Origin of the sequence: Streptomyces sp. NPDC101237, assembly GCF_044767465.1 — a bacterium.
Lineage (GTDB): Bacteria > Actinomycetota > Actinomycetes > Streptomycetales > Streptomycetaceae > Streptomyces > Streptomyces gramineus.
In genome coordinates this window covers 92,823-107,459 of record NZ_JBIWNY010000015.1, presented here as the reverse complement: position 1 = coordinate 107,459, position 14,637 = coordinate 92,823, and the positions used below count along the sequence as shown (strand labels likewise).

The 14,637-nt window shown below is 70.7% G+C and carries 6 protein-coding genes and 2 pseudogenes; 4 read left to right on the top strand and 4 right to left on the bottom strand.

From position 1 onward, the window contains the following. Nucleotides 1-52: 52 nt before the first annotated feature. Nucleotides 53-130: pseudogene (locus tag ACIRQ9_RS23430) on the top strand (IS5/IS1182 family transposase); the annotation flags it as partial. 425 nt (nt 131-555) lie between these two features. Here the strand turns inward: ACIRQ9_RS23430 and ACIRQ9_RS23425 are convergent. Both ACIRQ9_RS23425 and ACIRQ9_RS23420 read right to left on the bottom strand, forming a co-directional pair. Beyond that, nucleotides 556-2,085, bottom strand: coding sequence for a helix-turn-helix domain-containing protein (locus ACIRQ9_RS23425; RefSeq protein ID WP_404176660.1), 1,530 nt, complete (start codon nt 2,083-2,085; stop codon nt 556-558). Between the two features lie 474 nt (nt 2,086-2,559). After that, on the bottom strand, nt 2,560-2,757 hold the full coding sequence (locus tag ACIRQ9_RS23420; RefSeq protein ID WP_404176656.1) for a DUF4236 domain-containing protein: 198 nt from the start codon (nt 2,755-2,757) through the stop codon (nt 2,560-2,562). A gap of 338 nt (nt 2,758-3,095) precedes the next feature. On the opposite strand from ACIRQ9_RS23420, the gene acnA reads away from it, so the two are divergent. Next, nucleotides 3,096-5,810, top strand: a complete 2,715-nt coding sequence (gene acnA, locus ACIRQ9_RS23415; protein WP_404176653.1) for an aconitate hydratase AcnA — start codon at nt 3,096-3,098, stop codon at nt 5,808-5,810. Nucleotides 5,811-6,016: 206 nt separating this feature from the next. Continuing rightward, a pseudogene (locus ACIRQ9_RS23410) lies at nt 6,017-6,463 on the top strand (ATP-binding protein); the annotation flags it as partial. On the opposite strand, the gene ACIRQ9_RS23405 reads toward ACIRQ9_RS23410, so the two are convergent. Beyond that, complete coding sequence (locus ACIRQ9_RS23405; protein WP_404176649.1) at nt 6,447-6,854, bottom strand: hypothetical protein; 408 nt, start codon at nt 6,852-6,854, stop codon at nt 6,447-6,449. The pseudogene ACIRQ9_RS23410 and the gene ACIRQ9_RS23405 overlap by 17 nt on opposite strands. 604 nt (nt 6,855-7,458) lie before the next feature. Between ACIRQ9_RS23405 and ACIRQ9_RS23400 the strand changes: the two genes are divergently transcribed. Continuing rightward, entirely contained in the window at nt 7,459-10,740 is a 3,282-nt protein-coding gene (locus ACIRQ9_RS23400; RefSeq protein WP_404176645.1) for a GH92 family glycosyl hydrolase, read from the top strand. Nucleotides 10,741-10,804: 64 nt separating this feature from the next. On the opposite strand, the gene ACIRQ9_RS23395 is transcribed toward ACIRQ9_RS23400, so the two are convergent. Next, complete coding sequence (locus tag ACIRQ9_RS23395; RefSeq protein WP_404176642.1) at nt 10,805-14,548, bottom strand: GH92 family glycosyl hydrolase; 3,744 nt, start codon at nt 14,546-14,548, stop codon at nt 10,805-10,807. Nucleotides 14,549-14,637: the final 89 nt, after the last annotated feature.

Genomic DNA, 14,637 nt, shown 5'->3' with positions numbered 1-14,637 from the left:
GGGCAGTTGATCGAGATGTCTGACGTCTCAACCACGCTGCTCGGGGGCCTCGTTGGTCATCTGTCCTGCCGCACTCGACTGGCCCCGTGCGCTCGTGGAGTGGGTGACCATGCTCATCGTGACCCGTGAAAACCCGCAGCACACACAGGCTGGCGGTCATCGGACTACGCCTGGCTCCCCGGCAGATGGGTCATGCAAGGGCGTTCGGTCATGCCCCTAATCAGCGGTCTGTCAGTGCCTCCGGGGCTGGTGACACCACCCCCCAGGCCATGCGTTCGACAGCGGGAGATAGTCATGCCGACTCCGGGAGCCGGGCACCCCATTGCGGGGCTACCAAGAAGGTACGTGTGCGGAAAGGACTGAACTCCGAATCCTGGGAACGCCAGTGGCACCGTGGGTGCGGACATGGCGATGTCCCTGTGGCGAGCACTCCCCGTGAAGACTGACGGGCACTCAGATATTTCTGACGCACCGTCACCAATCTAGGGCAGCAGTTCAGCAGGCATTCAGGAGTGTCGTGCCCCTCCTCTCCTAGGGGCACGACACTTCTGCCGATCAGATGTCCCGGAAGATCTCGATCTGCGCCCCCACGGAGTTCAGCCGCTCCGCCAGGTCCTCGTACCCCCGGTTGATGACGTACACGTTGCGCAGCACCGACGTGCCCTCGGCCGCCATCATCGCCAGCAGGACGACGACCGCGGGGCGCAGCGCCGGCGGGCACATCATCTCGGCGGCGCGCCAGCGGGTCGGGCCCTCCACCAGGACCCGGTGCGGGTCCAGGAGTTGGAGGCGGCCGCCGAGGCGGTTCAGGTCGGTGAGGTAGATCGCGCGGTTGTCGTAGACCCAGTCGTGGATCAGGGTCTTGCCCTGGGCGACCGCCGCGATGGCGGCGAAGAACGGGACGTTGTCGATGTTCAGGCCCGGGAACGGCATCGGGTGGATCTTGTCGATCGGCGCCTCCAGCTTGGAGGGCCGGACCGTGAGGTCGATCAGCCGGGTGCGGCCGTTGTCCGCGAAGTACTCGGGGCTGCGGTCGTGGTCGAGGCCCATCTCCTCCAGGACCGCCAGTTCGATCTCCAGGAACTCGATCGGAACGCGCCGGACCGTCAGCTCCGACTCCGTGACCACCGCGGCGGCCAGCAGGCTCATCGCCTCGACCGGGTCCTCGGAGGGGGAGTAGTCGACGTCAACGTCGATGTTCGGGACGCCGTGCACGGTCAGGGTCGTGGTGCCGATGCCCTCGACCCGGACGCCGAGCGCCTCCAGGAAGAAGCAGAGGTCCTGGACCATGTAGTTGGAGGAGGCGTTGCGGATGACGGTGACACCGTCGTGGCGGGCGGCGGCCAGCAGCGCGTTCTCGGTGACCGTGTCGCCGCGTTCGGTCAGCACGATCGGGCGGTCCGGGCGGATCGAGCGGTCGACCTGCGCGTGGTACTGCCCCTCGGTCGCCGCGATGTCCAGCCCGAACCGGCGCAGGGCGATCATGTGCGGCTCGATGGTCCGCGTGCCGAGGTCGCAGCCGCCGGCGTACGGCAGCTTGAAGTGGTCCATGCGGTGCAGCAGCGGGCCGAAGAACATGATGATCGAGCGGGTCCGTACGGCGGCCTCGGCGTCGATCGCCGCCATGTCGAGGTCGGCCGGCGGCACCAGCTCCAGGTCGACGCCCTCGTTGATCCAGCGGGTCCGCACGCCGATGGAGTTGAGCACCTCCAGGAGGCGGTACACCTCCTCGATCCGGGCCACCCGGCGCAGCACCGTGCGCCCCTTGTTGAGCAGCGAGGCGCACAGCAGGGCGACGCACGCGTTCTTGCTGGTCTTCACGTCGATCGCGCCGGACAGCCGGCGGCCGCCCACCACGCGCAGGTGCATCGGTCCCGCGTAGCCCAGGGAGACGATCTCGCTGTCCAGGGCTTCACCGATGCGAGCGATCATCTCAAGGCTGATGTTCTGGTTGCCGCGCTCGATACGGTTCACGGCGCTCTGACTGGTGCCGAGCGCCTCCGCGAGCTGTGTCTGTGTCCAGCCGCGGTGCTGCCGGGCGTCACGGATGAGCTTGCCGATGCGTACGAGGTAGTCGTCTGCCATGAGATTGAGGTTATCTCAGATATGAGATGGGACCTGCTGAGGGGGTCCGTTCGGGTGATACCTCGTCAGTGCGGGTGCGTGTTCGACGTGTCGGCCATTGTTCGAAGGCTCTTCCGGTCGAGTTCCCGTGGCGGGAAGTACGGCTATTGCGGGTTTTGTCCGGCTGATTCGCGGCCTTCGTGGCACTTGTGGTGCGCGGTCGCCAGGTCTCGCGCGTGGCGCGGCTCGTCTGCGCGTTGCGTCCGATCGGTCCCGCCCGGTGCGCCGAGACGCCGACCGGTCCGGTCTTGTCCTGGTGTACGGCGCCCGTCAGGCCCGCCTGGGCGCGGTGTGCGACACGCCGGGATTCCACCGTGCGGGTTCCCGCGTGCCTCCGTTCGGACGCCGCCCTCGCCGACGCGCGGGGCTGTCGGGCGACGCGGCCGGACGACACCGCCGGGCGGACCGCGGCGCGCGCGGTCCGCCCGGCGGCGGTCACCCGCGGCGCGCCTTCGAGGTGTGACGCCACCCGAACGGTCCGGGCAGGTCCATCGACGTCGTCCGGCGCCCCGTGCTGCTGTGCGTGTGCCGGGGGCCGTGCTTGCCTCCGGTGGTGATCGACCAGGAGCGGCGGTTGATGTTGAGGCGCACTCCGGGCAGGATCCGGAAGCTCTTCCTGAAGGTGAGCGGCATGACGGTGACTCCTTTCGCTTCCCTCGTCGGTTACCCCCACTTCGCGAACTGATGGGCGACGGAACCGAATTCGCTCAGGAACGCCCGTCCGGCACGGGCGATGCGCTCCTCGGGGAGGGTCCGGGACACACTGCGGACGCGACGGAGGGCGGGTCCGGGCATGACCATCCGGCGACCGTGTACTAGAGTTATCTCGACATCGAGATATCTGCCTAGGCGCACCGTAGCCGCCACTTCTAGTAAGGCATGCCTAACTTAGCCTGACCTTACTGGATGGGCCAAGTCGGCGTGGCGGCACGATTGACGGTGGTACGCGCACATCAATGAAGGAGACTGTCGTGTCGGCGAACAGCTTCGACGCCCGCAGCACGCTGCAGGTGGGCGACGAGTCGTACGAGATCTTCCGGCTGGACAAGGTGGAAGGCTCGGCTCGCCTTCCGTACAGCCTGAAGGTCCTGCTGGAGAACCTGCTCCGCACGGAGGACGGCGCGAACATCACCGCCGACCACATCCGTGCCCTCGGCGGCTGGGACTCGCAGGCTCAGCCCAGCCAGGAGATCCAGTTCACGCCGGCTCGCGTGATCATGCAGGACTTCACCGGCGTGCCCTGCGTCGTGGACCTCGCCACCATGCGCGAGGCCGTGAAGGAGCTCGGCGGCGACCCCGCCAAGATCAACCCGCTGGCCCCGGCCGAGCTGGTCATCGACCACTCCGTCATCGCCGACAAGTTCGGCACCCACGACGCGTTCGCCCAGAACGTCGAGCTGGAGTACGGCCGCAACCGCGAGCGCTACCAGTTCCTGCGCTGGGGCCAGACCGCGTTCGACGAGTTCAAGGTCGTCCCGCCGGGCACCGGCATCGTCCACCAGGTGAACATCGAGCACCTCGCGCGCACCGTCATGGTCCGCGGCGGGCAGGCCTACCCCGACACCCTGGTCGGCACCGACTCGCACACCACCATGGTCAACGGCCTCGGCGTCCTCGGCTGGGGCGTCGGCGGCATCGAGGCCGAGGCCGCCATGCTCGGCCAGCCGGTCTCCATGCTCATCCCGCGTGTCGTCGGCTTCAAGCTGACCGGTGAGCTCAAGCCCGGCACCACCGCCACCGACCTCGTGCTCACCATCACCGAGATGCTCCGCAAGCACGGTGTGGTCGGCAAGTTCGTCGAGTTCTACGGCGAGGGCGTGGCCGCCACCTCCCTCGCCAACCGCGCCACCATCGGCAACATGTCGCCGGAGTTCGGCTCCACCGCGGCGATCTTCCCGATCGACGGCGAGACCCTGAACTACCTGCGCCTGACCGGCCGCAGCGACCAGCAGGTCGCGCTCGTCGAGGCGTACGCCAAGGAGCAGGGCCTCTGGCTGGACCCGAAGGCCGAGCCGGACTTCTCCGAGAAGCTGGAGCTCGACCTCGCCACGGTCGTCCCCTCCATCGCCGGCCCGAAGCGCCCGCAGGACCGCATCGTCCTCGCGAACGCCGCCGAGCAGTTCAAGAGCGACGTGCGCAACTACGTCGCCGACGACGACGAGGCGGGCAAGGAGTCCTTCCCGGCCTCCGACTCCCCGGCCGCCTCCAACGGCGTGCCGTCCAACCCGGTCACGGTCACGGCCCCCGACGGCACGACCTACGAGATCGACCACGGCGCGGTCACCGTCGCGGCCATCACCTCCTGCACCAACACCTCCAACCCGTACGTCATGGTCGCCGCCGCGCTGGTGGCCAAGAAGGCGGTCGAGAAGGGCCTGACCCGCAAGCCCTGGGTCAAGACCACCCTCGCCCCGGGGTCCAAGGTCGTCACCGACTACTTCGACAAGGCGGGCCTGACCCCCTACCTCGACAAGGTCGGCTTCAACCTGGTCGGTTACGGCTGCACCACCTGCATCGGCAACTCCGGCCCGCTGCCGGAGGAGGTCTCCAAGGCCGTCAACGACCACGACCTCGCGGTCACCTCGGTCCTCTCCGGCAACCGGAACTTCGAGGGCCGGATCAACCCCGACGTCAAGATGAACTACCTGGCCTCCCCGCCGCTGGTCGTCGCCTACGCGATCGCCGGCTCGATGAAGGTCGACATCACCAAGGACGCGCTGGGCACCGACACCGACGGCAAGCCGGTCTACCTCCAGGACATCTGGCCCACCGAGGCCGAGGTCAACGAGGTCGTGGCGAGCGCCATCGGCGAGGACATGTTCAACAAGTCCTACGCCGACGTGTTCGCCGGCGACGCCCAGTGGCAGTCGCTCCCGGTCCCCACCGGCAACACCTTCGAGTGGGACGCCGAGTCCACCTACGTCCGCAAGCCCCCGTACTTCGAGGGCATGCAGATGGAGCCGGCCCCGGTCACCGACATCGCCGGCGCCCGCGTGCTGGCCAAGCTGGGCGACTCGGTCACCACCGACCACATCTCCCCGGCCGGTGCCATCAAGGCCGACACCCCGGCCGGCACGTACCTCACCGAGCACGGTGTGGAGCGTCGTGACTTCAACTCCTACGGCTCGCGCCGTGGCAACCACGAGGTCATGATCCGCGGCACGTTCGCCAACATCCGCCTGCGCAACCAGATCGCGCCGGGCACCGAGGGCGGCTACACCCGCGACTTCACGCAGGCCGACGCGCCGGTGGCGTTCATCTACGACGCCTCCCGCAACTACATCGAGCAGGGCATCCCGCTGGTCGTCCTGGCCGGCAAGGAGTACGGCTCCGGTTCGTCCCGCGACTGGGCCGCCAAGGGCACCGCCCTGCTCGGCGTCAAGGCCGTCATCGCCGAGTCCTACGAGCGCATCCACCGCTCGAACCTGATCGGCATGGGCGTGCTCCCGCTGCAGTTCCCGGAGGGTGCCACCGCCGAGTCCCTCGGTCTGACCGGCGAGGAGACCTTCTCCTTCACCGGTGTCGAGGAGCTCAACAACGGCACCACCCCGCGCACGGTCAAGGTCACCACCGACACGGGCGTCGAGTTCGACGCGGTCGTCCGCATCGACACCCCCGGTGAGGCCGACTACTACCGCAACGGCGGCATCATGCAGTTCGTGCTGCGCAGCCTGATCCGCAAGTAGTCCGCAGGCGCCTGTGAGGGCCGCGTTCCCGGTCACCGGGGGCGCGGCCCTTCGCCGTTCCCGCGCGCGAGCCACGGGCGCCGGGCACCTCTGGCGGCTCGAACTCGCCCCGGACGCACCGGTGCTGGTCCTGGGCGACCGGGCCGGCCGCGCCGGGCGGTGGCCGACCCGCTCGCCGACGAGCGGACGCACACCCCCCGGGGGCGACGGTGACCGCCGGGGTCGGTGCCACCGCCGCGGGCCGCGTGGTCCGCGTCCGCGACGACGGATTCGGTGTCCCGCCGGAGTTCCTGCCGGCCGTCTTCGAACCCTGCACCCGGGCCGACCCCTCCCGCACCCGCACCGGGTCCCTGGGCGGCGGTGCGGGTCTCGGTCTCGCCGGCGTCGCGGCGATCGCCACCGCCCACGGCCGGCCGTGCCGAGGCGCACAGCGTCCCGGGCCGCACGGAGTTCACCCTCCACCGCCCCACCGCCCCACCTCTCCGCCGCGCGCCGCCCGCCACGGCCCGCCGGGAGGGCCCGGCGTCCGGACACGCGGACGCGCCCGCCGGGCGCGCGGTCCTGCCGCGCGCCCGGGGGCGGTCGTGAACGTGCGGGCGCCGGCGCCGCGATGGGCTCCGGCACCCGCGCGGGGGATCAGTCGTAGGGGTTGATCGAGGTGGCCGACGTGCTGCAGTTGTCGAAGGTGGTGTCCCGGCAGACCGTCAGCCAGAGGCTGTGGATGCCGCCGGTCAGGCTGCCCGGCATGCTGCCCCAGGTGGTCGTGGTGCCGCAGCCGGCGCTGTTGAAGTGGTTCGGGAACTGGAAGCCCGGCACGGAGACGTGGAAGAACACCGGGTGCGCGTCACAGGAGGTGTCGCTGAGCTTCACGTTGCGCAGGGTGAACGATTCCGAGCCCGTCCAGTCGACGGTGAGCGAGGCGGAGGCGCCGGTGGTGCTGGCGCTGAGCACGTCGTTGTCCGCGGCACTGGCCGTGCCCGGCGTGAGCCCGAGGGCCGCGGCAGCCAGGCCGGCGACGACGGCCGCGATGGCGCGCTTCTTCATGGGTCCTCCCGTATGTCCAAGCGGGTGTTCGGTCGGGTGCCCGGCGGGAGGTGTCGGCTCCGGCCCGGCGGCAGCAGGCTGTCCGCGGGGCCGTGCATATGCCAAGGAGTTCCGGGAGCCCTGGGACGGCGGGACGGCCGCGGGGCGCTGAACTGGGCCGTCGTGAGGCGGCTGGGACGAGGCCGGGACGGCGGCCCGCGGCCGGGGAGGCGGCGGACGCACCGCGAACCGCCCCGCCCCGCCGGACCGTCGGCAACCGCTCTGGGCGGACCCGGTGTCGGTTGCGCACCGGGTCCGCGAGCCGGGCAGGGAGGGGGTGGGGTGCCTGCCCGGGGGAAGTGGCGCGAACCGCCACTCGCGTGCTGTGCTGTTCGGCTTGTGTCGACGCCATGGAGCACGACAACGTTGTCTGATGTCTTTACCTGACTTTACCGCCCCAACCGACAACGATGTCAACCCACTTCGGGTAGCCCGCGCGGGTGAATCGGCGCGGCGCCTGCCGGAGGGCACGCGGTCTTCCGTGCTACGCGTGGCGCACGCTACTGTCCCTGCGGCTTGTGCGACCTGTGGTGCGCGACCCGTCCGAAGGAGGAGGGGCCGCGTCATGCGTTTCCGTCCCATGTCCCTGCTGCTGGCCGCGCTGCTCACGGCCGGCGGCGCCACCCCCGCCCTCGCGGCGAGCGCGAGCGGACCTCCCGGCCCGCAGCCCGAACTGGTCAAGGACCCCACCGCGTACGTGGATCCGCTGATCGGCACCAAGAACGGCGGCGACACCTTCCCCGGCGCCGTCGCGCCCTTCGGCATGCTCTCCTGGAGCCCGGAGAACACCAGGGGCGACGCGACCAGAACCGCGGCGCCCGGCGGCTACCAGTACGACGCGACCCGCATCCGGGGCTTCAGCCTCACCCACATGTCCGGCACCGGCTGCGCCGGCGGCAGCGGCGACATCCCCTTCTTCCCCTACGCCGGCGCCGTCACCTCGTCCCCGGCGAGCGACACCAGGGACGCCGTCTACGCCTCGGACTTCAGCCACGCCGACGAGCGGGCCGAACCGGGCCACTACGAGGTCGGTCTGGCCTCGGGAGTCACCGCCGACCTCACCGCGACCGCCCGCACCGGCTCGGCCCGGTTCACCTACCCGGCCGGCAAGCCCGCCTCGTTGCTGATCCGCACCGCCAACTCCGAGGTCGGCTCGGCCGATTCGGCGGTCACCATCGACCCGGCCACCCGGACCGTCTCCGGCTCGGTCACCTCCGGGAACTTCTGCGGCTACCTCGACCCGGAGGGCCAACGGTCCTACTACACGCTGTACTTCACCGCGCGCTTCGACCGCGCCTTCACCGGCGCCGGCACCTGGCGCGACGACCGGCTCAGCCCGGGGTCCACGACCGCCTCCGGCGGCACCGGCGGCTTCACAACGGGCGGACGTCCGGTCGCGGGCAAGGGAGCGGGCGGCTACGTCGAGTTCGCGGCCGGCACCGGCCCGGTCGGCGTCAAGGTGGGCATCTCGTACGTCAGCCGGTCGGCCGCCGAGGCGAACCTGCGGGCGGAGAACCCGCCGCGGCGCTCCTTCGACGCCGTCCGGGACGCGGCCCGCCGCGCCTGGCGCGACCGCCTCGGCGCGATCCGCGTCGGAGGCGGCACGGACGCCGACCGCACCACCTTCTACACCGCCCTCTACCACGCGCTCCTGCACCCGAACGTCATCAGCGACGCGGACGGCCGCTACCGGGGCGGCGACGGCGAGGTGCACGGCGTCGGACGCGGCCACCGGGCTCAGTACGGCACCTTCTCCGGCTGGGACGTCTACCGCGACCAGGTCCAGCTCCTGACCCTGCTGGACCCCCGCACCGGCTCCGACATCGCCCAGTCGCTCTACGCGCTCGCCGGGCAGAACGGCGGTGTCTGGGACCGCTGGCTGCATGGCGCGAGCGGCACCCACGTGATGAACGGCGACCCCTCGCCCACCGCCCTCGCCGGCATCCGCGCCTTCGGCGGCACCGACTTCGACCTGAAGGGCGCGCTGCGGTCCCTGGTGAAGGCCGCGACCGAACCGACCGCGCAGGACCTGTCGGCGGCGGGCAAGCCGGTGCTGTCGGTCGGCCAGCGCCCCTCGCTCGACAAGTACCTGGACAAGCACTACATGCCGTCCGTCTCCAACGCCTGGGGCGGCGCCGCGGAGACCCTGGAGATGTCCACGGCCGACTTCTCCCTCTCCCAACTCGCCCTGGCGGCGGGGGAGAAGAACACGGCGGCCGTCTTCGCCGACCGGTCCCAGTGGTGGCAGAACAACTTCGACGTAGCCGCCGACCCCGGCGGCGGGTACGTCGCCAACCGCAAGGCGGACGGCAGCTGGGTCACCGGCTTCACCCCGGACACCGGCAACGGGTTCGTGGAGGGCACGGCCGCCCAGTACACCTGGATGGTCCAGCACAACCCGGCGGGGCTGTTCGCCGCGATGGGCGGTACGGACCGGACGCTGGCCCGGCTGGACGCCTTCTTCCACCACGACGACGGCAGCTGGGCCCTCACCGGCGGCGGCGGCGACAAGGCCGAGCTGGACAACGAGCCCTCGATCAACGTGCCCTACCTGTACGACTACGCGGGCGCCCCGTACAAGGCCCAGGAGACCGTCCGCGCGGCCATGACCACGCTCTGGTCCACCGGTCCCGGCGGCATCCCGGGCAACGACGACCTGGGCGCGATGTCGGCCTGGTACGTCTTCTCGGCGCTCGGCATGTACCCGCAGGTGCCCTCCCGCGCCGAACTCGTGCTGGCCTCACCGCTGTTCGAGCGGGTGGAGATCGACCGCCCGGACGGCAACGACATCTCCGTCCACGCCCGCGGTGCGGCCGCCGGCGCCCCCTACGTCCAGTCCCTGAAGGTCGACGGCCGAACCAGCGACCGCCCCTGGCTCGACAGCTCCTTCGTCCGGGACGGCGGCCGCCTCGACTACACCCTGGCCGCCACCCCGAACCGGGCCTGGGGTGCCTCCTCGCCGCCGCCGTCGTTCCGCCGGGGCGAGCAGCCGTACCAGATCGGCGTCGGTCCGACCGCCGCGACCCTCGCCCCCGGTGACAGCACCCGGATCGCCGTCCGCGCCCTGTCCCTGACCGGCGGCACCGGTCCCGAGGTGCGGTTCCGGGTGCGGACCCCGGACGGCGTCGAGGCGACCCCGGCCGAGGGCACGGTGACCGGCGGCGCACAACCGATCACGCTGGCCACCACCGCCGGCACCCCGCAGGGCTACTACGACGTCCAGGTCACGGTGACCTCCGCCGGCCGTTCCTACGTCCAGCCGGTCGCCCTGACCGTCGCCGCGCCGGGCTCCCTGCTCGCCGCCTACGACAACACCGGCGTGTCGGACGACGCGGGCGACCACGACGAGGGCGACTTCGACGGCGGCGGCTGGAGCTACTCCCGCCAGGCCCTCGCGGCGGCCGGTCTCACCGCGGGCGCCCGGGGCGCCGTCGGCGGCCTCGCCTACACCTGGCCCGACGCACCCGCGGGCCGCCCCGACAACGCGACGGGCGCCGGCCAGACCATCGACCTCGCCACCCCCGCCGCCAGGCTGTCCTTCCTGGGCAGCGCCACCAACGGCGACCGGTCGGCCCCGGCCACCCTCACCTACACCGACGGCAGCACCGGCACGGTCGACCTCGGCCTCACCGACTGGACCGTCGGCGGCGGAGGCGGCACCGTCCGGTACGGGAACACGACCGTGGCGCGGACCGCGTACCGCAACGTCGCCGGCGCCGACAAGGACCCCGTGGCCACCTACGTCTTCGCGACCGAACCCGTCGAGGCGCCGGCGGGCAGGCGCATCAGGAGCGTCCGGCTCCCCGACGACGCCGACCTGCACGTCTTCACCCTCGCCACCGGCTGAGAGGGACGGGGCACGCGAACGGGGGCGGACCCGTCCGGGTCCGCCCCCGTTCGCGTGCGTCGGCTCAGGCCAGCAGTTCCACCTCCGCCAGCGTCGGCGCGCCGTCCAGGACGAGCCGGTAGTGCGCGTACGTCCCCGGCGTGCGGACCGTGAACGCCCTGGTCTGCAGGTTCCAGGCGAAGGTCTCGCCGGAGCGCCGGTCCACGGTGCGCCAGTGGGTGCCGTCCGAGGACGCCTCAAGGGTCCAGCCCGTCGGGGCCCGGGTGTGGTCCGCCGGAGAGGTCAGCGTGTACTGGATCCCCTTCACCGGCCCGGTCACCGGCAGGTCCACCGAGGTCACCGACTGCTGCGTGGCCGAGGTGTTGTCGAACAGGGAGCCGTCGCCCTTCAGGACGTCCGCGCGTGGGGCCGGGACCTTGTCGTCCTTGGTGATCGAGGCCGGGCCCGCGTTCTTGCCGGTGCCCCAGGTCGACGGCTTGGACCCCATCGTGAAGTCGACGACCCCGCCCCTGGAGACCAGCGAGTGGGGCAGCGAGGTCGACGTCCAGATGCGGCCGTTGACCCGCACGCCCTGCACGTAGACGTTGGCCGCGCTGTTCTGCGGCGCCCGGACGACCAGGTCCCGGCCGTTCTCCAGGTGGACGGTGGCCTTCTTGAACAGCGGGGAGCCGATCGAGTAGTCGCCGCTGCCCATCACCAGCGGGTAGAAGCCGAGGGCGGAGAAGAGGTACCAGGCCGACTGCTCGCCGTTGTCCTCGTCGCCGTGGTAGCCCTGGCCGATCTCGCTGCCGAGGTAGAGCCGGGAGACCGCCTCGCGGGCGTACGCCTGGGCCTTCCAGGGCTCGCCGGCCGCGTCGTACATGTAGATGACGTGGTGGGCGACCTGGTTGGAGTGGCCGTACATGCCCATCCGGACGTCCCGGGCCTCGGTCATCTCGTGGATGACCCCGCCGTAGGAGCCGACGAAGTCGGTGGACGCCGTCTCGGGGGTCGCGAAGTACTCGTCCAGCTTGTCCGCGAGTCCGGACCGGCCGCCGTACAGGTTGGCCAGGCCCCGGCTGTCCTGCGGTGCCGTGAAGGCGTAGCCCCAGCCGTTGGTCTCGGTGTAGTCGTAGCCCCACACCCGCGGGTCGTACGCGGACGAGTCCACCCGCCACGTGCCCTGGGCGTCCTTGCCCTGGAAGAAGCCGGCCTTGGAGTCGAAGAGGTCCACGTAGTCCTGGGCGCGGTTCAGGAAGTAGTCCGACTCCTCCTTGTAGCGCTTCTCGCCGGTCTTCTCGTACAGCGCCTTGCCCATCTCGGCGATGCCGTAGTCGTTGACGTATCCCTCCATCGCCCAGGACAGACCCTCGCGGGTGTCGTCGCTGGTGTAGCCGAGGAAGGGGGAGGTCGACATGCCCTTGCGGCCCACCCCGGAGGAGGGCGGCACGACCGTGGCGTTCTTCAGGGCCGCCTCGTAGGCCGCCTTCGCGTCGAAGTGCACGCCCTTGACGTAGGCGTCCGCGAACGCCACGTCCGAGGAGGTGCCGGTCATCAGGTCGGCGTAGCCGGGGGAGGACCAGCGCGAGGTCCAGCCGCCGTCCTTGTACTGCTGGACGAACCCGTCGACCATCTCGCCCGCCTGAGAGGGCGTCAGCAGCGAGTACGCCGGCCAGGTCGTGCGGTAGGTGTCCCAGAAACCGTTGTTGACGTACACCTTGCCGTCCACGATCTTCGCGCCGGTGTGCGTCGGGGTGTCCTGGCTGGTCATCGGCGAGAACGGGGAGGCGTACTGGTACGTGGAACCGACCTTCTCGAAGCCGGAGTTGGGGTACAGGTACAGCCGGTACATGCTGGAGTACAGCGTGGTCAGCTGGTCGGCCGTGGCACCCTCCACCTCGACCTTGCCGAGCAGCCGGTCCCACACCTTCTGGGCCCGTGCCTTCACCGTGTCGAAGGAGGTGCCGTCCGGGATCTCCCGGGCCAGGTTGTCCTTCGCCTGGTCGACGCCGATCAGCGAGGTGGCCAGGCGCAGGGTGACGGCGTGGTCGGAGCCCGCGTCGAAGCGCAGGTAGCCCTTGACCCCGGCGGAGTCACCGCCCGTCACCGGCTTGTCGAAGACGCCGTAGACGAACAGCCGGGTGGCGCCGGTCGACAGGCCGGACTTGACGTCCGAGTAGCCGGTGACGACCCCGTGCTCCTTGTCGAGGGTCAGACCGGCCTGCTCGGTGACGTTGTCGAAGATCACGCTCGCGTCGTCGCCCGGGTAGGTGAAGCGCAGCGCCGCCGCGTGGTCGGTCGGCGTTATCTCGGCCTTGAGTCCGTTCTGGAACCGCACCCCGTAGTAGTAGGGCCGCGCGGTCTCGTTCTCGTGCCGGAAGGCCAGCTCGCGCGCCTCCCGTCCGGTGTCCGGGGTCCCGGCGGCGGCGGACGGCATCATCTGGAAGGTCTGCCGGTCGCCCATCCAGGGGCTCGGCTCGTGACTGGCGCTGAACGCCTGGATCGTCGGCAGGTTGTCCGCGTTGTTGGCGCGCGCGTACTCGTACAGCCAGCTCTCCGAGGACGCGTTGGTCACCGGCGTCCAGAAGTTGAAGCCGTGCGGCAGGGCCGTGGCGGGGAAGTTGTTGCCGCGCGAGAAGCTGCCGCTGGAGTTGGTGCCGCGAGTGGTCAGCGCGTAGTCGGACAGGTGCGCCTTCGGCTTCTCGGGCGCGGCCGGCGCGATGTTCACGTCGTCGATCCAGCCCCGGAACCTGGCCGGTCCGGCCGGCGAGTCGTAGCCCACCAGGATCCGGTCCACGGTCTTGCCGGCCGCGACCGAACCGATCACCGAGGAGACGTCGTTCCACTGGTTGACGTACAGGCCCTTGGCCGCGCCCTGGCCACGCGGCGACAGGGCGAAGCCGTGGCTGTCCACCGCCCCGAGGCCGCTCAGGTAGGTGCCGTCGGTGAAGGCGAGGTCCACGGCCACGTTGGTGGCGTCGTAGTCGAGGTCGCCGTCGGCCATCGAGGGGAAGATCCGGTAGGCGAGCCGCGTGTCGCGCCGGACCTTCACGTTCACGTCGAAGACCTTGTTGTACGAGTACGCCCGCCCGCTCGCGGTGTGCCGGCCCGCGTACCGCAGCGCGTGGGTGCCGGTGAAGCCGGCGCCGGCCTTCGCGGTGGGCGAGCCGCTCGGGCCCTTGTCGACCAGCGAGAGCATGTCCTGGGGCACCGGGCCGCCGCTGCCGCCGGTGGAGAACTGCACGTCGGCGATCTGGAGGATGTCCGGGGCGCCGTTGTTCTTCGTGACGTCGAGCCGGAAGTGCTGGTACTCGGCGGGTTCCGCGAGGTCGTAGGTCCGGGTCTGGAACCGCTCGGTGAAGGTCTCACCCGTACGCGTGTCGACGGTCTTCCAGTCCTTGCCGTCCGCCGAGCCCTGCAGGGTCCAGTCGGCGGGATCGCGTTCGGCGTAGTCGTTCGCCGAGGTGACGGCGTACGTCACCAGCTTGATCGGCTTGTCGAAGTCGAACTCCGCCCAGCCGGTCCGCTCGAAGGTGAGCCACTTGGTGCCCGGCTCGCCGTCGACGAGGTTCTCCTTCACCTCGCCCGCGCCGGTGTTCTCGCCGCTGGCCCGAAGGTCTGTCACGTGGTCGGTGACGTTGCCGGGGATGCCGGTGCTGTAGCCGCCGTCGACACCCAAGGCGCGCGGAGCGCCGGCGGGGTCCGTGTCGACGGTGTCGGTCCAGTCAGGTGACGGATCGCCGGACTCGAACGAGGACGCGAACTGCGTCGCGGCCGCCGGTGCCTTGGCCGGCAGGGCGACCGCGGCCCCCTGGGAGCCCAGAGTCATGACTACGGCGGCCGTGATCACGACCGCCGTACCGGATCGGTGTCCTGTTCTTCGCTGCGTTCTCCGCTGCATCACGACGGGTACCCTCC